Annotated in this window: 15 protein-coding genes; 7 read left to right on the top strand and 8 right to left on the bottom strand. The window is 61.0% G+C overall.

Annotated elements, in window-relative coordinates; genetic code table 11:
* Positions 1-52 precede the first annotated feature (52 nt).
* The 3 genes from E4T63_RS28095 to E4T63_RS28080 all read left to right on the top strand — a co-directional run bounded on the left by E4T63_RS28095 (position 53) and on the right by E4T63_RS28080 (position 4,421).
* Positions 53-2,983, top strand: coding sequence for a GGDEF domain-containing phosphodiesterase (locus tag E4T63_RS28095; protein ID WP_209318220.1), 2,931 nt, complete (start codon positions 53-55; stop codon positions 2,981-2,983).
* A gap of 127 nt (positions 2,984-3,110) precedes the next feature.
* On the top strand, positions 3,111-3,977 hold the full coding sequence (gene hexR, locus E4T63_RS28090) for a transcriptional regulator HexR (protein ID WP_007962240.1): 867 nt from the start codon (positions 3,111-3,113) through the stop codon (positions 3,975-3,977).
* A 231-nt stretch (positions 3,978-4,208) separates the two neighbouring features.
* Positions 4,209-4,421: a PA3496 family putative envelope integrity protein gene (locus E4T63_RS28080; RefSeq protein ID WP_027610343.1), complete on the top strand. Its 213-nt coding sequence runs from the start codon at positions 4,209-4,211 to the stop codon at positions 4,419-4,421.
* On the opposite strand, the gene E4T63_RS28075 is transcribed toward E4T63_RS28080, so the two are convergent.
* Positions 4,363-5,325 (bottom strand): LysR family transcriptional regulator, encoded by a 963-nt coding sequence (locus E4T63_RS28075; protein ID WP_027610344.1) that lies wholly within the window; start codon positions 5,323-5,325, stop codon positions 4,363-4,365. The genes E4T63_RS28080 and E4T63_RS28075 overlap by 59 nt on opposite strands.
* Positions 5,326-5,515: 190 nt before the next feature.
* On the opposite strand from E4T63_RS28075, the gene E4T63_RS28070 reads away from it, so the two are divergent.
* Entirely contained in the window at positions 5,516-6,931 is a 1,416-nt protein-coding gene (locus E4T63_RS28070; RefSeq protein ID WP_027610345.1) for an acetyl-CoA carboxylase biotin carboxylase subunit, read from the top strand.
* 11 nt (positions 6,932-6,942) lie between these two features.
* Positions 6,943-8,751 carry a sodium-extruding oxaloacetate decarboxylase subunit alpha gene (oadA, locus tag E4T63_RS28065; RefSeq protein WP_007962245.1) on the top strand — a complete coding sequence of 603 codons (1,809 nt, stop codon included), beginning with the start codon at positions 6,943-6,945 and terminating at the stop codon, positions 8,749-8,751.
* 131 nt (positions 8,752-8,882) lie between these two features.
* Here oadA and E4T63_RS28060 read toward each other — a convergent pair whose 3' ends face one another.
* The 3 genes from E4T63_RS28060 to E4T63_RS28050 all read right to left on the bottom strand — a co-directional run bounded on the left by E4T63_RS28060 (position 8,883) and on the right by E4T63_RS28050 (position 13,010).
* Positions 8,883-11,096, bottom strand: coding sequence for an autotransporter outer membrane beta-barrel domain-containing protein (locus E4T63_RS28060; RefSeq protein ID WP_135296869.1), 2,214 nt, complete (start codon positions 11,094-11,096; stop codon positions 8,883-8,885).
* 259 nt (positions 11,097-11,355) lie between these two features.
* Positions 11,356-12,192 carry an amino acid ABC transporter permease gene (locus tag E4T63_RS28055; RefSeq protein WP_135296868.1) on the bottom strand — a complete coding sequence of 279 codons (837 nt, stop codon included), beginning with the start codon at positions 12,190-12,192 and terminating at the stop codon, positions 11,356-11,358.
* Entirely contained in the window at positions 12,189-13,010 is an 822-nt protein-coding gene (locus E4T63_RS28050) for an ABC transporter substrate-binding protein (RefSeq protein ID WP_027610350.1), read from the bottom strand. The genes E4T63_RS28055 and E4T63_RS28050 overlap by 4 nt, the downstream gene beginning before the upstream one ends.
* A 111-nt stretch (positions 13,011-13,121) precedes the next feature.
* On the opposite strand from E4T63_RS28050, the gene E4T63_RS28045 reads away from it, so the two are divergent.
* Positions 13,122-14,021, top strand: coding sequence for a homocysteine S-methyltransferase family protein (locus E4T63_RS28045; protein ID WP_027610351.1), 900 nt, complete (start codon positions 13,122-13,124; stop codon positions 14,019-14,021).
* A gap of 99 nt (positions 14,022-14,120) precedes the next feature.
* Here the strand turns inward: E4T63_RS28045 and E4T63_RS28040 are convergent, their stop codons facing one another.
* From E4T63_RS28040 to E4T63_RS28030, 3 genes are read right to left on the bottom strand one after another with little or no spacing between them, the layout of a single operon-like run.
* Positions 14,121-14,792 carry a GNAT family N-acetyltransferase gene (locus E4T63_RS28040; protein ID WP_098966349.1) on the bottom strand — a complete coding sequence of 224 codons (672 nt, stop codon included), beginning with the start codon at positions 14,790-14,792 and terminating at the stop codon, positions 14,121-14,123.
* Between the two features lie 12 nt (positions 14,793-14,804).
* On the bottom strand, positions 14,805-15,251 hold the full coding sequence (locus tag E4T63_RS28035; RefSeq protein ID WP_135296867.1) for a GNAT family N-acetyltransferase: 447 nt from the start codon (positions 15,249-15,251) through the stop codon (positions 14,805-14,807).
* A 10-nt stretch (positions 15,252-15,261) separates the two neighbouring features.
* Positions 15,262-15,885 carry an FMN-binding negative transcriptional regulator gene (locus E4T63_RS28030; protein ID WP_027610354.1) on the bottom strand — a complete coding sequence of 208 codons (624 nt, stop codon included), beginning with the start codon at positions 15,883-15,885 and terminating at the stop codon, positions 15,262-15,264.
* Positions 15,886-15,977: 92 nt separating this feature from the next.
* On the opposite strand from E4T63_RS28030, the gene E4T63_RS28025 reads away from it, so the two are divergent.
* Positions 15,978-17,534: a PLP-dependent aminotransferase family protein gene (locus tag E4T63_RS28025; protein ID WP_098966345.1), complete on the top strand. Its 1,557-nt coding sequence runs from the start codon at positions 15,978-15,980 to the stop codon at positions 17,532-17,534.
* A gap of 33 nt (positions 17,535-17,567) precedes the next feature.
* Here E4T63_RS28025 and E4T63_RS28020 read toward each other — a convergent pair whose 3' ends face one another.
* On the bottom strand, positions 17,568-22,121 hold the full coding sequence (locus tag E4T63_RS28020) for a hypothetical protein (protein ID WP_135296866.1): 4,554 nt from the start codon (positions 22,119-22,121) through the stop codon (positions 17,568-17,570).
* Positions 22,122-22,143 lie beyond the last annotated feature (22 nt).

Raw genomic sequence — 22,143 nt, 5'->3', positions numbered from 1 at the left:
GTTTCCGGCAAATTATGATCTGGAGCAGTTTGGCAACGGGGTTGGCTTGTGTATGCTCCGTCCACGTTTCGGGCCCATGCTCACTCTTATAAGAACAACAACATTGCACAAGACCCTCAGCTCAGACCTGTCGGGCCCCTCTGTGGAACCCCGGGTCATCCGCAAGCATTACGCCGTCGAAATGGCGGTCGAACGCACGCGCCTGCTGTATCAGGGCTCGCTGCTGCCGACGATGTTCATGTTACTCAATGGTCTGGTCTGCGCGGCTTTGCTCTGGAGCCCGCAGCGCTATTTCGTGGTCAGCATCTGGCTGGTCTGGTTGTTGTCGCTGGTGGCGCTGCGGGTGATTCAGGTCGCGGCGTTCGATTCGGCGATCCCGGATCGCCAGGCCCAGCCGATCTGGTTTCGCATGTTCCTGCTCGGCTCGACCATGACCGGTCTGACCCTGGCCGGCGCCGGCATCGCCCTGGTGCCTGCCGACAACTTCATGCAGCAAGCCTGGGTGTTCGGCCTGATCGGTGCCGCGACGTTATCGGCCAGCGTTGCCTACGCCGTCAGCCTGCCGGCGTTTCTGTCCTTTACCTTGCCGTGCCTGCTGCCGGCGATCGGCTACCTGTTCTGGGGCGGTGATGAGCAGGCGCGCGGTTGGGGCTGGCTCGGGCTGATTCTGCTCGGTTCGCTGAGCGTGGTCGCCTGGCAGGTCAATCGGCTGATTGATCGTGGCTTGCTGCGACGGTTTCAGAATCAGCACCTGATCGAACACCTGCAGCAAGCGCAGAATCGCAGCGAGCAGCTCAATCAGGCGCTGGCCAAGGAGATCGAACAGCGGCGCTGTGCCGAGGGCCAATTGCGTGAGGCGCAGATTGAGCTGGAAGATCGCGTGGCCCAGCGCAGCCGCGAACTGGACGTGGCCAATCAGGCGCTGAGCAAAAGCGAAGCCCGGCTGGCCCTGGCGTTGAAGGCCAGTGAGCTGGGGCTGTGGGACTGGAACCTGCAGACCGACGAAGTCCATCACACGCAGATTCAGGAGTTGTTCGGCCTCGCGCCTGAATACGTCACGGCGATCCTGCGCGACCTCAAGCCACGCCTGCACCCGGAGGATGTGCCAGGGCTCAAGCAGGCGCTGATCGAACACCTGAAAGGGCGCACCGAGGACTATCAGATCGAATACCGCGTACGTCACGGCGACGGTCATTGGGTGTGGATCGAAGACCGCGGTCGCGCCGTGGAGCGCAGTGACAGTGGGCGGGTGATCCGCATGGTCGGCACCCGGCGCGACATCAGCGCGAGCAAAAGCCTCGAAGAACAGCAGCGACTGGCGGCCACGGTGTTCGAAGCGGCCAGCGAAGGCATCGTCATTCTCGACCCGAACTACGCGCTGATCGCGATCAATCAGGCGTTCAGCCGCGTCACCGGTTATGACATCGAAGACATGCTCGGGCGCAACGTCGTCGAACTGCCATGCAGTCGTGATGCGCGGCGGCACTACGTCGCGATCCGCCACGCGCTGGAGCAGCACGGCAGTTGGCAGGGCGAACTGGTGGAAACCCGCAAGAACGGCGAGCTGTATCCGCAGTGGCTGCAACTCAACGCGGTGCGCGACAGTCGAGGAAATGTCAGCCATATCGTCGGCTTCTTCGCCGATCTATCGGCGCGGCGCGAATCCGAAGAGCGCATGCGCTTCTTGACGCATTACGATGAGCTGACCGGGCTGGCCAACCGCTCGCTGTTCCGCGAACGCCTGCACGAAGCCCATCAGCGCGTGCGTCAGGGCGGGCGCCGCAGTCTGGCGCTGCTGCACATCAATCTCGATCGCTTCAAGTTGCTCAACGACAGCCTCGGCCACGAGGTGGCGGATCAGCTGTTGCAAAAAATGGCCCGACGTCTGGTCAACGCCTTGCCGGAGGCCGACACCATCGCCCGACTGTCCGGTGATGAATTTGCCGTGCTGTTCGATGCCTACGGCAACCTGTCGAGCCTGGCGCGGGTCGCCACGCGGCTGTCGAGCAAGCTGCGCCTGCCGTTGACGGTCGAAGGGCATGAACTGGTGGTCAGTGCCTCGATGGGCATCAGCATGCTGCCGGACAACGCCCGGGAAATCTCTGCGCTGGTCAGTCAGTCGAACATGGCCATGCAACACGCCAAGCATCTGGGCGGCAACAATTTCCAGTTCTACACCGACAGCCTGCAGGCCAGTACCCTTGAGCGCCTGCAACTGGAAAACCAACTGCGCAAAGCCATCGAAGACAAGCAGCTCAAGGTGTTCTACCAGCCGAAGCTGTGCCTGCAAACCGGGCGCCTGAATGCGGCGGAAGCGCTGGTGCGTTGGGATCATCCAAGCATGGGCCGGGTGCCGCCGGGGGACTTCATCGGTCTGGCCGAGGAAACCGGACTGATCGGGCCGATCGGCGAATTTGTACTGCGCCAGGCCTGCTGGCAGGCGTGCGAGTGGCAGCGTCAGGGGCTGGAGCCGATTCGGGTATCGGTGAACCTGTCGGTGCATCAACTGCGTCAGGGCAAACTGGTCAGCCTGGTGCGCCAGGTGCTGGAAGAAACCGGGCTGGCGCCGCACTACCTCGAACTGGAACTCACCGAGAGCCAGTTGCTCGACAGTGTCGAACACATCATCGCGACCTTCCAGCAGTTGCGTGATCTGGGGGTGAAGCTGGCGATCGATGACTTCGGCACCGGCTATTCGTCGCTGAGTTACCTGAAACGAATTCCGGTGGATTACGTGAAGATCGATCAGGCGTTCATTCGCGGACTGGGGCAGGGCAGCGAGGATGCCGCGATCACCCGGGCGATCATTGCCATGGCGCACGGGCTGTCGTTGAAAGTGGTGGCTGAAGGCGTCGAGCGGCAAGAACAGCTGGAATTTTTACGTGCTGAACGCTGCGACGAAGTGCAGGGGTATCTGATCAGTCGCCCGGTGGAGGCTGAGCGTCTGGCTGGGCTTTTACGCGAACAGGGAAATCCGCTTTAAGGGCTACATGCACTCCATCGCGCCTGATACGGGGACATGGAGTTACGCATTGAGCAGGCAAAAAGCCAATTCATGTAGTATAACTACAAGCGTGCTACATCCTTGCCCATAAGAAGAGTCCAGCCCCTTGAATCTGCTGCAACACATCGCCCAGTCACGTCACCTGTTACGCAAGTCGGAGCTCAAGGTCGCCGACCACGTGCTGCTTGACCCCGCGGCGGTGATGCACAGTTCCATGGCCGATCTGGCCCACAGTGTCGGCATCAGCGAGCCGACCATCGTGCGTTTCTGCCGGGCCATTGGCTGTTCCGGCTTTCAGGACCTCAAGCTGAAACTGGCGCAGAGCCTGGCCGCCGGGGCCAGCTTCGGCCAGTTCGCGATTCACGAAGACGACTCGGTCGCCGACTACAGCCTGAAGATTTTCGACACCACCCTGCACACCCTGATGGAGGTTCGCGAGAAGCTCGATCCGGTGGAATTGCAGCGCGCGGTGACGCTGATGTCCCAGGCGCAGCGTGTCGAGTTCTATGGCTTTGGTGCGTCCGGCGCGGTGGCGGCGGATGCGCAGCACAAGTTCTTCCGTCTGCTGCTGACGGCGGCGGCGTATTCCGACCCGCACATGCAGGCGATGTCTGCAGTGACCTTGAAGCCGACCGACGTGGCGATCTGCATTTCCCAGTCCGGGCGCTCCAAGGATCTGCTGATCACCGCCAACCTCGTTCGCGAGAGCGGCGCTTCGCTGATCACCTTGTGCCCGAGCCAGACACCGCTGGCCGAGCTGTCGACCGTCAACCTGGCGATCGATGTGCATGAAGACACCGAAATCTATACGCCGCTGACCTCGCGCATCGCCCATCTGGTGGTGATCGACGTGCTGGCCATGGGCGTGGCCATGGCGCGCGGGCCAAGTCTGGTCAATCACCTGAAGAGCGTGAAGCGCAGCCTGCGCAGCTTGCGGCTATCCCCCAAGGCCGTGAAAGCTCTGGACGATTAAAGCAAGGTCGTTCCGACCTTATTCGCGAGCAAGCCCGCTCCCACAGGGGATCTCTGGTGACCACAGATTTTGTGTCATATCGAGATCAAATGTGGGAGCGGGCTTGCTCGCGAAAGCGTCCTCAATAGCACCGCAATCGGCAAAGTTTCATCGCACTGTCATCCCTGCGCAGCCAAACCGTCATCCGTCCCGCCTATCGTGAAACTCCCGTACTCGCCTGGGAGACTCGAAATGGCTCAGCCCTACGAAGAACGCAACAGCGCCGCGAAAACCCGTCGTCAGCAGGAAGACCAGCGCCGCATGGAATTCCGTCGCGCGATCGAAGATCGCTTCGAACTTCGTCAGCTTCAAAGCGAAATCAGCGATTTTCCCGAGGACATCGAACTCAACTACTGGCAGGCAGCGCCCGCAGCTTCCCGTCGAAGCGTTCAACCAGCGCGCTGATCTGCACCCGTTCGCTGCGGATAAACGCCAGGAAGGCGTGCGCCACCGGTGACAGGCGTTTGGCCTTGGCTTGCACCAGGCACCAGCTGCGAAACAGCGGCAACTCTTCGACCGGCAGCTCGACCAGGCCGCCGGTCGCCAGCTCCAGGTTCAGGGCGTGGCGCGTCAACAGCGCCAGGCCCAGACCCGCCACTACGCATTCGCGCTGGGCTTCAGCCGAGGCCACTTCCTGGGTCTGGGTGAAGTGCACGCGTTTCTCCTTGAAATACTCTTCACAGGCCAGCCGCGTACCCGAACCGGGTTCGCGGATCAGCAGCGTGTAAGGTTCAAGATCCTGCAAACGCAGCGGTCCCATGTGTGCCAACGGATGGTCCGGGCGCGCCACGGCAACAATCGGATTGTTGAGAAACGGCAGAAATTCCAGGCCCATGTCCTGCGGCACCATCGACATGATCACCAGATCATCGCGATTGTCCGAGAGGCGGCGAATCACCTGGCCTCGGTTGACCACGGTCAGTTGCAGGTTCACTTCCGGGTGCTGGCGCTTGAACGCGGCGAACAGATGCGGCACGAAGTATTTAGCGCTGGATTCCACCGCCAGTTTCAGCTGCCCCTGCAGCGAGCCCTGCATGTCCGACAGCTGCATGTCGAGGTTTTCCAGGCGCCCGAAGATGTCCCGGCTGGCACGCTGCAGGGCTTCGGCGGCCTCGGTCATGTAGAGTTTTTTGCCGACATAATCGAATAATGGTTGCCCGATCAGCTCTTCCAGCTGACGAATCTGTAGGCTGACGGCCGGTTGTGTCAGAGACATTTCATCGGCTGCGCGGCTGTAGGACCGTAAATCACACACTTCGTTGAAGATCTGCAATTGGCGTAATGTCATACGCATCAAGGACTTACGCATTTTTTATGGGCTCTGACGGCAGGCTGATGGTTTAACTATAAGTCTTTGCTTATGCCTGACCCAATTTTTATTCATTTTTGTTAATCCCTTGTGAGGGCTAGTGTGGGGCTGCGACTAAATTGAAACATTTAGTCACGCGTCGACCTGGGTCTAGCAGGTCGTGGTGCCACCGGCTCAAGGGAATTTCCAAGTGATAAAAAAGATCCTGATCGCCAACCGTGGTGAGATTGCCGTACGAATTGTGCGAGCCTGCGCCGAGATGGGCATTCGCTCGGTAGCGATTTTTTCTGACGCCGATCGCCATGCCCTGCATGTGAAGCGTGCGGACGAAGCCCACAGCATCGGTGCCGAGCCACTGGCCGGCTACCTCAACCCGCGCAAGCTGGTGAACCTGGCGGTGGAAACCGGTTGCGATGCATTGCACCCCGGTTACGGCTTTCTCTCGGAAAATGCCGAGTTGGCAGACATCTGCGCCGAACGTGGAATCAAATTCATCGGCCCGTCGGCAGAAGTCATTCGCCGCATGGGCGACAAGACCGAAGCCCGGCGCAGCATGATCAAGGCCGGTGTGCCGGTCACCCCGGGCACCGAAGGCAACGTGTCGGGTATCGAAGAAGCCCTGACCGAGGGCGACCGAATCGGTTACCCGGTGATGCTCAAGGCCACCTCCGGTGGTGGCGGGCGCGGCATTCGTCGCTGCAACAGCCGCGAAGAACTCGAACAGAACTTCCCTCGGGTGATCTCCGAAGCGACCAAGGCCTTCGGTTCGGCAGAAGTGTTCCTGGAAAAATGTATCGTCAATCCCAAGCACATCGAAGCGCAGATCCTCGGTGACAGCTTCGGCAATGTGGTGCACCTGTTCGAGCGCGACTGCTCGATCCAGCGCCGCAACCAGAAGCTGATCGAGATTGCCCCGAGCCCGCAACTGACCCCGGAACAGCGCGCCTACATCGGCGACCTGTCGGTGCGTGCGGCCAAGGCTGTGGGCTACGAGAACGCCGGTACCGTGGAGTTTTTGCTCGCCGAGGGCGAGGTGTACTTCATGGAGATGAACACCCGGGTGCAGGTGGAGCACACCATCACCGAAGAAATCACCGGGATCGACATCGTTCGTGAGCAGATCCGCATCGCCTCCGGCCTGCCGCTGTCGGTGAAGCAGGAAGACATCCAGCACCGTGGTTTCGCGTTGCAGTTCCGCATCAACGCTGAGGATCCGAAAAACAACTTCCTGCCGAGTTTCGGCAAGATCACCCGCTACTACGCCCCCGGCGGCCCGGGCGTGCGCACCGACACGGCGATCTACACCGGTTACACCATTCCGCCGTTCTACGACTCGATGTGCCTGAAACTGGTGGTCTGGGCGTTGACCTGGGAAGAGGCGATGGACCGTGGCCTGCGGGCGCTGGACGACATGCGTCTGCAAGGCGTGAAAACCACCGCCGCGTACTACCAGGAAATCCTGCGCAACCCGGAATTCCGTAGCGGCCAGTTCAATACCAGCTTCGTGGAAAGCCATCCTGAACTGACCAACTACTCGATCAAGCGCAAACCCGAAGAGCTGGCCCTGGCCATCGCCGCCGCCATCGCCGCCCACGCAGGCCTGTGAGGAATACAACAATGTCCAAGAAAATTTTCGTAACCGACACCATCCTGCGCGACGCTCACCAATCGCTGCTCGCCACCCGCATGCGCACTGAAGACATGCTGCCGATCTGTGACAAGCTCGATAAGGTCGGCTACTGGTCGCTGGAGTGCTGGGGCGGTGCGACGTTCGACGCCTGCGTGCGCTTTCTGAAAGAAGACCCGTGGGAGCGTCTGCGCCAACTGCGCGCCGCGCTGCCCAACACTCGTCTGCAAATGCTCCTGCGTGGGCAGAACCTGCTCGGCTATCGCCACTACAGCGACGACGTGGTCAAAGCTTTCGTTGCCAAGGCTGCGGTCAACGGCATCGACGTTTTCCGCATCTTCGACGCGATGAACGACGTGCGTAACCTGCGCGTGGCCATCGAAGCGGTGAAGGCTGCTGGCAAACACGCCCAGGGCACCATCGCTTACACCACCAGCCCGGTGCACACCATCGACGCGTTTGTGGCGCAAGCCAAGCAGATGGAAGCCATGGGTTGCGACTCGGTGGCGATCAAGGACATGGCCGGTCTGCTCACGCCATACGCCACCGGCGAACTGGTTCGCGCACTGAAAGCCGAGCAGTCGCTGCCAGTGTTCATCCACTCGCATGACACGGCTGGTCTGGCGGCGATGTGCCAATTGAAAGCCATCGAAAACGGTGCCGATCACATTGATACCGCGATCTCCAGCTTCGCCTCGGGCACCAGCCATCCAGGCACCGAGTCGATGGTTGCTGCGCTTAAAGGCACCGAGTACGACACCGGTCTGAACCTGGAACTGCTGCAGGAGATCGGTCTGTACTTCTACGCCGTGCGCAAGAAGTACCACCAGTTCGAAAGCGAGTTCACCGCCGTCGATACCCGTGTGCAAGTCAACCAGGTACCCGGCGGGATGATCTCCAACCTCGCCAACCAGCTGAAAGAGCAGGGCGCACTGAACCGCATGGCCGAAGTGCTGGCGGAAATCCCGCGTGTACGGGAAGACCTCGGTTTCCCGCCACTGGTGACGCCGACTTCGCAGATCGTCGGCACCCAGGCGTTCTTCAACGTGCTGGCCGGTGAGCGCTACAAGACCATCACCAACGAAGTGAAGCTGTACCTGCAAGGCGGCTACGGCAAGGCGCCGGGCGTGGTTAACGAGAAGCTGCGCCGTCAGGCCATCGGCAGCGAAGAGGTGATCGACGTACGTCCGGCCGATCTGCTCAAGCCGGAGATGACCAAGCTGCGTGCTGACATTGGAGCGCTGGCCAAGTCCGAAGAAGACGTGCTGACTTTCGCGATGTTCCCGGACATCGGCCGCAAGTTCCTCGAAGAGCGTGCCGCCGGCACCCTGGTTCCGGAAGTGCTGCTGCCGATCCCTGAGGCCGGTGGTGTGGCGAAGGCGGGCGGCGAAGGCGTGCCGACCGAGTTCGTCATCGACGTCCACGGCGAAACCTACCGGGTCGATATCACCGGTGTTGGTGTGAAGGCCGAAGGCAAGCGTCACTTCTACCTGTCCATCGACGGCATGCCGGAAGAAGTGGTGTTCGAACCGCTCAACGAATTCGTCGGCGGTGGCAGCAGCAAACGCAAGCAGGCATCGGCACCGGGCCACGTCAGCACCACCATGCCGGGCAACATCGTCGATGTGCTGGTCAAGGAGGGCGACACCGTCAAGGCCGGTCAGGCGGTGCTGATCACCGAAGCGATGAAGATGGAAACCGAAGTTCAGGCAGCGATTGCCGGCAAGGTCACCGCCATCCATGTGGCTAAGGGCGACCGGGTGAATCCTGGCGAAATCCTGATCGAGATCGAAGGCTGAGATAACTGCCGCGATCCAACGCTTTAAACCTCGGGGGGGCATGTGCTCCCCTTTTTTTTCGCCTGCAATATGCTGTTCTTTGTAGGGGCTGCCGCAGGCCCGAGCCTGCGACAGCTACACGTCGCTTTGTGTCAGAACGCCATGCGCCACTGGCCCATCACGCCGTAACTGCGGCTGTCGCTACCGGCCTCGCCAGTGAGCCCAACGCCCAGAGTGTTACGGGCGGACAGGGTCAGATCCAGACCGGCGTCCAGCGTGAAGCTGTTGCGATCCATCTCGGCCCCGGCGACTTCAAAGCTTCTGCCACCCTTGACCAGTTGCTGGCGCGTTTCGTTATCGAGCTCGCCGTAGGTATGTTTCACGCTGGCGCTGAGACGTGGCGTCAACTGCATGCCATTGGACAGGTGACTGGTGTTCGCCAGGCGCAGGCCGAAGGTGCTGCTCGGATTCGCCTGGGTCTGACCCTGAACCTTGAGCGCCGCATCGCCACCTTTCTCGGTGTAACCATCACGCTGGTAGCGTTGATAACCGACGCTGGCGAACGGTTCGAAGCTGACGTTGCCACGTCCCAGGTTGTAGCCGACTTCGGCAAACACCTGCTGGGTGCTGGCGTCATAGCTGCTCTTGAGGCGATCACTGAAACCATTGAAGGCAACGCGACGTTTGCCACTGCCGTCATGACTGCCGTACGAAGCCCCCAGGCGCAGGGCAAACGGGCCGTCCTGACGCAGCGCGTAGGCGCCGAGGTGCCAGCTGTCGAGATCACCGTCGAACTGTTGGGCATTGAGCCGGGTTTGCGCTTTCGCCCCCATCAGGCCGACATGCCACTGTTCGTCGAATTGCCAGTCGGCCCCCAGCACCAAACCGTGGGTGGAGTGTTTGAGGGCACTGTCGTAATCACGATCGACCTTACCGCCATGTCCCAGAGCTTGCAGCCAGACTCGCCCGGAACCGGCACCACCAGCAACTGGACGCGGCGCACTACCCAGGCTTTTTGCACCTGCGTTGTCTCCCAGTTGATACATCGCCGAGAGGATGCTTGCTCTGATTGGGTTGACGCTGTTCAGGGTGGCTTTGGCAAGGTTGGCGTTGCTGCCAGCGGCGAGTTGCTCAAGGGCCACGCTGGCAGTTGCCTTGCTGGCCCCCAGCAGGGATGTGACCGCCTGGCTGGTAGCAGCGGATGAGCCAAGGGCTATCGCAGACTCCCCGGAGGGCTCAGGCTCTTCAGGTTGCTGAGGTTGCTGAGGTTGCTGAGGTTGCTGAGGTTGCTGAGGTTGCTGAGGTTGCTGAGGTTGCTGATGGGGGGAGGGTGTCTCGTCAATGCTCTGGGCGAGTGCCTGACTATTCTGCGTGGTCGCAAGGTTTTCGAGCGGCACATCGTTACGGGCATAGAGCAAGCCCACTCGTTGTGCTTCGTAGTGCAGCGTCGGAGTCATGTATGCCAGATCGTTTTCAACGGTGCCAAACTGCCCCTCAATCTTTCCCGCTTCCAGAATGGTGTGCTGACTGCTTTGCGGGTAGTCGCCGGCGGTGACGAGTTTCAGGGTGGCGTCACCCAAATGAGCGGTTCCCTTTACGACCACCGTCTGACTGTTGCCGGAAGCATCCACGGCATAGGACAGCACGGCAGAACGGGTCAGGCGCAGATCTCCCGCGACCTTGGGTGCGCCGTAGACATCGTCGACGGTCATGCGTCCGTACACGTTCAAATGATTAACCGCACCATTCCCGGCTATATGGCCGTTTTCCTGAACCTCCACCATGCCGTCAATCAGGCCCTGGTTGGTCAGGTCGCCGCCAGACGCGACAGTGGCGCCGCCATTGATCGCCCCTTTGTTGATCAAGATGCCCTCGGTCACTGCCGTACCCAGAATTTGCCCTTCATTGACCAGCAATGCCTTTGGATGAACCAGTACACCGAGGCTGAAATCACCCGGTCCGCTGCGGGTCCAGCTCCCGCGCCTGACCTCCAGCCCACTGAAGTTACGGGTTTCACCCAGCACGCCTTTCCTGTTCGCGTCGAGTTGCAGCAGGTTGTCGCCCCCGCCACCGTCGACCAGGCCGGCGAAGCTGCCCCGAGATTGCACGGTGACAAGGTCATTGCGCTCATCAAGCGCCAGCGCCACACCCTCCTGTGCCGGATAGGCTTTGCTGACCTTCAGCTGGACGGTTTCCGGATGATTAGCGAAAGCGGTGATCGCTGATTTGAATGTTTCAGGGGAGGCGGCAGAGATGCCTTGAGTGTCGGGCGGTGCGTCCTGGGCGATGGACAGATCGGCACATCCCATGGCCAAAGCAATGGCTAATGTCAGGTGTTTTGGTCGAAAGTGGAATTGAACGGGCATCGAGTTCAGCCTCTCGTGGAAGGAGGCCAAACTCTAAGTTGGAGCCGGCAGGCGCCGATGTCAGCCGGATCGCTCGGTGCTGCGGGCTGCGTCTGTTTGATCTTCGGAAAAGAGCGGCTCGACACGGATTGGCGGATTGCGTCGTGGCGCCGCGTTGTCGTTTCCTACAAGTTACGGTGCCATTAGCCGCTTGTAATGATCAGAAATTCATCTGCCACTGCTCGATCCTCCCGTGGTGGAAGTCTGTCGGCGGAGCCGCTCAGCTACGCCGCACATAAGCCTTGCCGTAATACCGCTCCATGCGCGCCTGGATCAGCTCCAGACCGATCGACATCAGCCAGTAAATGATCGCCGCCGTGGTCAGCATCTCGATGTAGCGGTAGCTCGAGCGGCCGTAGGACTGCGCCAGAAACATCACTTCCCAGACGCCCATCACCGAGATCAGTGACGAGTCCTTGAGCATCGAGATGAACTGGTTGGTGGTCGGCGGAATAATCGTGCGCATCGCCTGGGGCAGGGTGATGCGCCAGAAGATCACGCTCTCGCGCATGCCCAGCGCCAGCGAAGCTTCGCGTTGGCCGTAGGGCACGCCGAGGATACCGGCGCGGAAAATCTCGCTGAGGTAGGCGCCGTAGTTGAGTGACAGGGCAATGATCCCCGCCACCACCGCGCCGGGCACCACGCCCAGTTGCGGCAGGCCGAGGTAGATCAACAGGATCTGGATCAGCAGCGGCGTGCCGCGAAAGAACGAGGTGTAGAAACTGGCGATCCCGAACGCCACGGCGCTTTTCGACAGACGCGCCAGAGCGGTGACGAAGCCCAGCAAGGATGAGGCGACGATCGCGCAGGCGCAGAGAAACAGGGTCAGTGCCGCGCCCTGCAGAAAGCCGTTGGGCGCCAGGTGCACGCCGAGCAGATTCGGCAGCTTGTCGAGGATGATCGAGAGCTTCAGATCGAAGCTGAGGAAAAACCCGGCGAACAGGCTGAACATCGCCGCCCAGGTCAGGTACAGGCGCGTGCGGAAACCGAACAGCCGTTGCAGGCGCGATTCAGCCACCGGTTGCGGCGGCTGTGGAGGTGTCGGGAAGGCAGTCATTGGCTGATATCGGCGCCGATCCATTTCTGCGACAGCTTGCTCAGCGTGCCGTCCTGCTTGAGTTGCGCGAACACCTCGCGCACTTTGGCGTCCCACTCGGCATCACCCTTTTCGATGGCCACCGAGTTCGGTTCCGAGTACAGCGGCGCGCCCGCCAGTTTGAAACGCTGATCCTGATTCAGGCGCGGCTGCGCGGTCACCAAGTTGGTGAGGATGGCATCCAGGCGCACACCGGCGCCCAGGCCCAGATCCTGGAAGGCGACGTTGTCGGTATCGTACGGAGCGATCTGCACATCCTCGAACGGGTACTCCAGACGCGTGTCTTCGGCGCCTTCGATGACCAGATTCTTGTTCAGATAGCTTTCGTAGCTGGAGGCGCTGGTCAGGCCGACTTTCTTGCCGCTCAAGTCTTTGGCGCCGTGGATGCGATCGTCCTTGGCGTTGACCACGATCACGGCGGGCGAGGCGTAGTACTCGACCGGGAAATCGAACACTTCGGCGCGGGCTTTGCTCGGAGTCATGGAGCAGATGCAGATGTCATAGCGCCCGCTCCAGCGGCCGGCAGCGATCACGTCCCAGGAGGGTGTTTCGAGGCGCAGCTTGACCCCCAGCTTGTCCGCAACGGCTTTGGCGACGTCCACGTCGAAGCCGTCGAGCTGATTCTGCTCATTGAGAAACGAAAAGGGTGGGTAGCTTTCCATCAGCACGCCGACCAGTTGTTTTTTCTGTTCGACGCGATCAAGTGTGGCGCCGCCGAAGGCTTGAGTGGACGCGGCAAGAATCGTCAGGCCCAGGGCCAGTAGCGGTTGAAGTTTCACAGTCGACACCTGAAAAAAAGGGGTTGTTATTAACCGAATGGTGCGTATTAAATAGTTATAAGAACTACTCTGGTAGTGAGTAATTTTCATAAGCATATGAGCGAAAAGCATATGGGCACAGCAAGCACGGTAATTCTCGATGGCGGCATGGGCCGTGAGTTGCAACGCGCCGGGGCGCCGTTTCGGCAGCCCGAGTGGTCGGCGCTGGCCCTGATCGAAGCACCGCAAGCGGTCGAAGCGGTGCACGCCGCCTACATCGCCAGCGGCGCCAATGTGATCACCAGCAACAGTTATGCGGTCGTGCCGTTTCATATTGGCGAGGCGCGGTTTGCCGCTGAAGGTCAGGCACTGGCGGCGTTGGCCGGAGAGCTGGCACAGCGTGCGGTGCAGGCCTCGGGCAAAGCGGTGCGAGTGGCCGGTTCGTTGCCGCCGCTGTTCGGCTCCTATCGCCCGGATCTGTTCGAAGCGGCGCGGGTGAACGAATTGCTGACGCCACTGGTGACCGGCCTGGCGCCACATGTCGACCTGTGGCTGGCGGAAACCCAGAGCTCGATCATCGAGGCGCGTTCCATTCGCGCCGGTCTGCCGCAGGACGGCAAACCGTTCTGGCTGTCGTTTACTTTGAAGGATGAAGACACCGACGAGGTGCCGCGTCTGCGTTCCGGCGAACCGGTGGCCGAAGCAGCGGCGGTGGCGGCGGAATTGGGCGTCGAGACGCTGCTGTTCAACTGCAGCCAGCCGGAAGTGATCGGTGCGGCGATTGATGCGGCGCGCGATACCTTCGAACGCCTGGGTGTGCAGATTCACATCGGCGCGTATGCCAACGCGTTTCCACCGCAACCGAAAGAGGCGACCGCCAACGACGGCCTCGACCCGTTGCGCGACGATCTGGATCCGCCGGGGTATCTGCACTGGGCGAAGGATTGGCAGCAGCGGGGCGCCAGCCATTTGGGCGGTTGCTGCGGGATCGGGCCGGAACACATCGCGGTGCTGGCGCAAAAGTTGGGGTAAACAACAGATCAAAAGATCGCAGCCTGCGGCAGCTCCTACATGGGATTGACGTTCACCCTGTAGGAGCTGCCGCAGGCTGCGATCTTTTGCTTTGACGATTTAACTACGGCACTCGACCAACCCTTTGAGCTGCCCGGTCGGCGTCTGGTTGGCATCGCTCAACCACTGCTCGAACCCTGCCGCAATCGCCGGCCACTCCGAATCCACAATCGAATACCACGCGGTATCGCGGTTCTGGCCCTTGACCACCATGTGCTGACGGAACACGCCTTCGAAGCTGAAACCCAGACGTTCGGCGGCGTATTTGGAGCGGGCGTTGCCGTTGTTGCACTTCCACTCCAGGCGACGATAGCCCTGTTCGAAGGCGTATTTGGCCAACAGGTAAACCGCTTCGGTACTCTTCGGTGAACGTTGCATCGGCGCACCGAAGGTGACGTGGCCGATCTCGATGCGCCCCTGCGCCGGGACGATCGACATCAGGCTCAGAATGCCTTGCACCTCGCCCGTGACGCGGTCAATCACGCTGAAGAAATACGGATCGCTGCTGGCCGCATGGTTGTTCAACCAGTCATTGAAAACGCTGCGCTCGGGGAACGGCCCATAGGGCAAGTAATCCCACAGCTTCGGGTCGGCGCCGGGGCCTTCGAGGGCGTTGAACAACTCGTCGCCGTGGCGCGCCGGGTCGAGGCGTTCCAGGCGGATGAAGCGGCCTTCGAGCAAGGTGGCGGTGGGGGCGGGGACGCCTTTCCAGTCGGCAAGTGCAGTGGTCATGTACGCGGCTCCTTAAATGGCTTTGCGAAACTGGATGAATCCCGGGCGCTCGGCGATGCGCTCGTAGAGCTGAATCGCGGTGGCATTGGTTTCGTGGGTCAGCCAATGCACTTTGCAGCAACCGTCGGCCTTGGCAGTGGCGTAGACGTGTTCGATCAGCAAGCGACCGACGCCGGTGCCACGAGTCTCCGGTGCCACCAACAGATCCTGCAAGTAGCAGGAGTTTTCGATGCTCCAATTGGAGCGGTGATAGATGAAATGCACCATGCCCACTGCTTTACCGTCGGCCCAGGCGAGGGCGGCGTGGGTTGGTTCGCTCGGGTCGAGGAAACGCTGCCAGGTGCTCTGCGTGACGGCGTCCGGCAACTCGGTATTGTAGAAGCGCAGGTAGGTCTGCCACAGCGGCAACCAGGCGGCGTGATCACCGGCGGTCACCGGGCGGATCTGGATCTGACTCATGCTGATTTCCTTAACGCATCAAGTGGGCGAGGGTTCGGTCGGCGATGTCGGGGCTGGCAGCCAGGCCTTCGCGCACGCCGGCAATGTCTTCGGCGCTGCGGTTCTGGCTGAGCTTGCGCTTGCCTTCGAGGCGGTCGATGGGAATGGCGAAACCGACGATGGCCTTGAGCATGCCGTCGATGTAGTCGGCCGGCGCATCGTCGACCTTCCACGGTTGTGCGCGACCGGCTTCATGGCGATCAGTCAGCGTGCTGACGATGTCGAGCAGGCGCCCGCCGTCGCTGAAGGTTTCGGCGTGGCCGTAGGCGTGCACGGCGACGTAGTTCCAGGTCGGCACGACTTTGCCGTGCTCGGCCTTGCTCGGGTAAAACCCCGGGCTGACGTAGGCGTCGGGGCCGGCAAAAATCAGCATCGCTTCAGCGCCGTCGCGCAGGTCTTTCCATTGCGGATTGGCTTTGGCCAGGTGCCCGTACAGCGTGCCGTTCGGACCCTGTTCGCGGTGCAGCAGCACTGGCACGTGGCTGGCTTGAAGGCCGTTTTCACCGTGGCTCACCAGAATCGCGAGGCGAGTGGCGAGGATCAGTTCGTGCAGTTGCGACAGTTCGTCGATGGCAAAGGCGCGGGGCGTGTACATGGAGAGATTTTCCTTGGCGAATGCCTGCATCCTAGGCAGGCTATTGGTCTGTTGTAAGAGCCATTGATGACCAATTTCATAGGTCCATTGTCATGCCCGAATCGCCCACGCTGTCCATGCCGTTTAATCCGGCCGGTATCGAGCTCGACCGCCGTCAGGGTTTGAGCCGCCAGCTCTATCAGGCGCTACGTCTGCGCGTGCTGGACGGGCGCTTGGCCAGTGGCACACGGCTGCCGGCCAGCCGTGATCTGGCGACGGCGTTGGCGATTTCCCGCAACAGCGTGGTGCGCGCCTACGATCAGTTGTACGCCGAAGGCTTCATCGAAGGCCGGGTCGGAGACGGCACGTATGTCGCGCAATTGCTGCAAAGCGCATTGCCCACAAAAAAACTATCCACAAAAGTATCCACAGGCTTTTCAACAGGCTTACCCACAGCCTTATCCACAAATTGGCTGGATTTACCTGTGGTTCCATCCAGTAAAGTTATCCACAGCGACGCATTGCGGCGGGTTGAAAACAATCATCTGGCCCTGCCACCCAGTGGTCCGCCGCGTGCTTTTCGGGTCGGCGTTCCAGCCTTCGATCTGTTCCCGTTTGACGTCTGGGCCAAGCTGAACGCGGCTTTCTGGCGCAAGCCGGATTTGCAGCAGTTGTGTTATGGCGATCCGGCGGGCGATGCGCGGTTGCGCGGGATGATCGCGGCCTATTTGCGCAGCTCACGGGGCATGCAGTGCACGGCTGAGCAAATTGTGATCACCAGTGGCGCACAGCAGGGCATAAGCCTTTGTGCACAGTTGCTGGTAGCGCCGGGCGACGGCGTAGCGATTGAAAATCCCGGGTATCGAGCGGCCGGTCATGCCTTCGCCGTGGCCGGTGCCCGGCTGCATGGGGTGGCGGTGGACAGCGAGGGAATCGACTGCCAGCAACTGGCAGGACTGACCGATTGTCGCCTGACCTATGTCACGCCATCCCACCAGTACCCCACGGGGGTGGTAATGAGTCTGGCCCGTCGCCTCGAATTGCTGGCGTGGGCCGAGCGCACGCAGGGCTGGATCGTCGAGGATGATTACGATGGCGAGTATCGTTACAGCGGCGCTCCTCTGGCGCCTTTGGCTGCCCTCGATCGACAGGGGCGAGTGCTGTATGTCGGCACGTTCGGCAAGGTCGCGTTCCCGGCGTTGCGCCTGGGGTATCTGGTGTTGCCGCCGGGGTTGGTGGAGGCATTTGCGCAAAGGCGTGCGGTGGATGTGCGTCACTCCGAAGTCAGTACCCAGGCGGTGATGGCCGAGTTCATGGCCGCCGGGCATTTCCAGCGGCACATCCGACGCATGCGCCGCGCGGCGCTGAGCCGACGCAATGTCTTGCTCGGCGGCTGGCCGCAGAATATTGCGGGCGTCGGCCAGTTGCCCGGCGTTGCCGCCGGGCTGCACCTGACCGTGCCGGTCGCCAGTGTGGCGCGTGAAAGCCAACTGATCGAACTGGCGCGTAGCGTCGACGTCGAGATCAATGGTCTGAGCAGTTATTGGCTGCCTGATTCCACGACCCCGGTCGACCAGCGCGCCGGACTGGTGCTGGGCTTTGCCGCGGTGCCTGAGCGCGCAATCGAAGCGGCGCTCGAGCGTTTGCGAACCGTGTGGCACACCCTCTGAAGCGGGCGCAGATCAATGCGCCCGACAGCGGTATCACGGTTGTGCTTCGAGTTGCAGGAACAGGCTCGGATCGCCAATCCGGCGCAGCACGTAATCAATTGGCGTCAGGTTTGTCAGGGCTTCTCGACGCTCTGCGCTGAGGGTCTTCAAATGCGCATCGGCGACTTTCAAGTGCGCCGCGGTGAATTGTTCCGGCGCGGCTTCGGGCGAGTCGTAGTGAAAATGCGCGAGCCATAACGGCTGATCATGCTGGGTACTGTCGAGTATCTGATACTCCTGAAAATAATCCTGGCGCTTTTTGGTCTTGATCCGGCCCAGGGCGTTCCTGACGATCCGGACCTGTTGATTGTCCAGCAACCAGTGCAAATAGGCTTGTCGAGGCTGGCGATCCTTGAGCAGACTGGCGCGCACGGCGATGCCTTGAGCGCGTAACCGGACCGCAGCACTGTTGAGTTCCGCACTCAAGTTGCCCACCGGCAACCGCGTGCCACCGGCGGCGACAATGCGGGCCTGCGCCTGTTCGACGCTGACAGCAATCTGTTCCAGTCGCCGAGCCTGCTGATCGAACAGATCCTGCATGTCTGCCGGTATGCGGTTGGGCCTCAGAGCGTCACGCCGGGTCCGGTCAATGAACGCCTGCACTCGCTCATTCTGGGTCAGGGCATCGGCAATGAACTCGATGTCGCCCACCTGCGTCGTCGGGGAGGCGGAGGGTCTGACGGGAAGCATTTCTTCCAGAGGTGATTCGCTGGCGGCTGCGGGTCTGGCGGGCGCAGGGTCACGAGGCCGGCTCTTGGTGACCTTGCCAACCGGTCGGGACGGTCCTGCGACAGAGGGGCCCGGTGTGGCCGGCGTGCTGCGGGCTCCGGTTTCCGGCAGCAGTTCGCTCAGTTGCTCCTGCGCCAGTTGTCTGAATTCGCCGAGCAAGCTCCTCATCCGTGTCAGTTCCGCCGCAACCACCATGCCCGGGTATTCGCCTGGCAAGTCCCCCAGACGCTGATCGGCATCGACATAGACATCGATCAGTCGGCTCAGACGATCAATGCGCAGCGCAGTGCTGTCGCCGTTGTCGGGTTTCCTGATCAGGGCGGCATGGCGGTGTGTGGCGGTGGCGGCTTCGATTATCAGCCAACCGGTGGCTTCCCGCGCCGCTTCGGTGGCTGTTTCCTGCATGCACAACTCGTGAGACATGCCGATGGCATTGGATTTCAGATCCCACTGGTTAAACGCCGGGAGCAGTTGGCGCAAGCGTTGCGCGGTGGTCATGCCTGCACTGCCGATGGTGTCGAGAGTTTCCAAGGAGGTACGGGACAGCTGCAGGCGGGCGATCATGTCCTGGCTCAAAGCCAGAGCCTGGTGCAATTCCTCGTTGTAACTTTGCAGCGCTTGCGGTGTATCGATGACCGTGTGTTGAGCCAATTTACGGGTCAATACTGCGTAAGCGTTGCGTTTGAGAACGAACCAGAGGCTGAGGTTTTTTTGCAGCAAAGTGGTCATGCGCTGCAATTCGACGAAATAGCCATCGCTCCCCCCTTTGAGGCGCCATTGGCCGAGTATTTTCAAGGCCTCGTCGTAATCCCCGATCAGCTTTTCGACTTGGTCAAGGTAACGCCGGGTCGCCTCTTCGTGGGCTTGTCCGGAGGCGCCAAGCATGGCTAACTGGGCTTGCTCCAGAGCAGCGTTGCCGACGGCTTCCTGATTTCTGAATGCTTGCAGAGCCGTACCGAGCTGGTTCCTCTGGATTTCTTTTTCCTTGCGCTGGGCCTTGAGCTGACTTTGCAGGCTGGTGCCCCCGGCGCCCCCGCGCAGACGCAGTCGGGTATCCACGAACCATTGGCCTTGCTGGTTGTGAATCAGCAGCGGACCGGTTTTTGACGGCGTTTGCGGATCAACGATTTGCACCTGCTGGTCATCGTTTTCAATCACGCGGAACCAGCGGTCGCCCGCCTGCGCATAGGTGCTGTTAGCGAGGCGATACAAGGTCGCCTTGCCGCGCAGCAGGGTTTCCACCGCGGCTGCCGTGAGGTCGGGAGCCGGCACGGCCAGAGTATTCAGAAACGTTGCCAAGGCACCGGGCGAGCGACGGGGCACCGAGCCGTAGGCCTCAAGCGAGGAGTAATGGCTGGCCGGGAGTGGGTCACTCAACAGCGTGGTGACGTGTGTAACCGTGGGCGGGACAGGCGTTTGTGCAGGGGCGGTCTGGATCCGGGGCAGCCCTTCGCTTTCGATATCGCTTGCGCCTTCGCTGCGTAACGCTGTGCGGGGGCCGGTTGTGCGTTGGGTGGCCGCATGATGGGCCAGGATCATGCCCAGGTTCAGCAACATATCGGCAACCGCGCTCCACTGGGCGTGGGTATCGCCACGATTGTGGGCATCCACGACCTGATCGATTTCGCTGATGCTTTGCCAGACCCAGATCGCCGCGCCTGCCGGGCCGCAGAGAAAGTTCGCGGCAACGTTGAACAACGCCCACCCGCTGTCTCGCAGCAAGGCCCAGCGGCGTTGCGCATTGGACAACGACTGTCGGTCGGCGAGTTCGGCCATCGCCAGTGCATGGGTCTTGAACAGCACCGGGAACACGTCGCCAGTCAGCGCCGTGGAGGCAAGCCCGACCGGCCCGGCCCACTTGACGCTGGTCCAGGGCTCGGCGAGCAATTGCGCGCCCAGCCACGGACTGGGCAGACCGATGGGGAAGGTGTATTGGGCATATTTGAAGCTGGTTTGGGAATCCGCCAGCCACGCCAGCACCGAATCTCTCAGTTCGCCTGGCTGATGGACGGCGTACAGCAGGTTTTGCGTTGAGGGGAATTGCAGCAATGGCTGCTCAAGCAACGGACGATACAGCAGGCATGGCCCGGCTCCAGGCAGACGCGGGGCAATGATGAACATGTTGGTGACAACATCGCCAACAGTCTCCCCGGCATGGATAAACGTCAGCGGGCGAATGACCACAGTGTGTGGATGACCGGGTATCGGTTTGAGCCACTCCTGGACACAGCGATAACCCTGCTCATCCACGCCGCCGAGGCGACGCAGCTTGGATTCCAGTGCAATCAGCGGCAGCAGTGCGTGCAACTGGCGGAGGTAAAAACGCTGCTGCAGGGGGGCCTGCAGCGGATCGTTGATCAGCCTGTCCCTGATCAAGCCGGGGTAGACCTCACCCATGTCGATCTTGTTTGCCATCTTCGTCAGGTAGGCGACAGTCAGCCACTGCGGCAGCGCTTGTGGCGGGTCGAATTGCAGAGTCGCCAGATACGGCGTGCGGTTTTGCAAGGCGTACTCGCCCAGGGTTTCGATATGGGTGTCATGCGGATCGGGCAGTGTCACGCCTCCCGATTCGAAGCTGTTGGTGATGCGGATTTGCAATTTGTCCAAAGGCAGCCTGGCCGCCGATGGCTGATCGGCAATGATCGCCTCACGCATGCAATTGCGTGCATAGGTATCGATCGGCGGGATTGGCAACAGCGCCTTGTCTGCCTGCCGGTACAACTGGCCCAGCGCATTGATCGATTGGCTGTATTGATCGAGCTCGGAAGCCGAAGCGTCGAGCAACCAGTCGGGTATCGAATCATCTAGGTCGATGAGGGTGTTTTTCTGCGGTTCGCTGGCTTGCTCGATCAGGGGCAGAAGGGAGGAGCCGTCCTCGCTTTCCTCGTCGAGACTTTGTCGGGTGATTGCCCGGATGGCATCGAGTTGGTTGGCAATCAGGACCCACGCCATGTGGTCGAAAAAATTGCCCTCGGGTTCGAACAACTGCCACTGCAGATTCTGTCCGGCCGGCAACAGTTCGATACGCTGCGGCAGTGATTCACCCAGTTGCTGTAGAGAGTCGAATGTCTCGTAACCATCTTCCACGGTGTACATCATGACCAGATCGCGCAGGCCATAGCGTCCGAAAATCACCACGGCGCCGCCCAGAATCAGGTGCCGGGCAGCGCCTTGAGCATCGACCGAGTCGATGTCGATCAGGCACACGCGGATGTCCGACAGTGTTATGTCGTGACGCTGGCGCTCCTGTTTGTCCGGGCGCCGCGAAATCGCCCGGGCGACCAGGCACTGTTCATCGTCCCAGCCCTCGGCGTGATGGACGTTCAGGGCTTCGCGCAGGGCATCGGAGAGTTCTTGCCAGCGCGGCAATTGGCGTCGGGTGCTGTTCCAGTAATCCAGCTGTCGCTCGGCGAAGGCGACAAACAACAGGGGCGAATAATCGTTGAGCAGATCGGCAATGGCCTCGATATCGACATCCATATGCACCACTGGCGTGGCCTGGTGGTTCAAGGTCAGAAAGTGTTCACCCTCCAGATAGTTGGCGCTGGAGCCGTTGAAAAATTGCCGGACGAGTGCCTCTGTCAGTGATTCAAATCGGGTCGGCAGGGCCACTCGTTCCGCGTTCAGCCATTGCCATTGTGGCGTGCCGATCATGGCCTGCTCGGGATCGATCTTGCGTTGTGGATACAGCGCTTCGAGCGCCTGGCGCAGCACTGCGCTGGCGACTTCATCGACTGTGGGCCCGCGACTGGTCTGATGGACGATCTGGCTCTTTTGCAGCAATGCATGGGTTTCGGTGTTCGCTGAATGCTCAGTCATTGTCATTGTCCTTTTTGACGTT

This window comes from Pseudomonas fluorescens (assembly GCF_004683905.1).
Classification (GTDB): Bacteria; Pseudomonadota; Gammaproteobacteria; order Pseudomonadales; family Pseudomonadaceae; genus Aquipseudomonas; species Aquipseudomonas putida_A.
The sequence above is the reverse complement of the archived record's forward strand: the minus strand, read 5'-3'. Positions and strand labels throughout refer to the sequence as shown.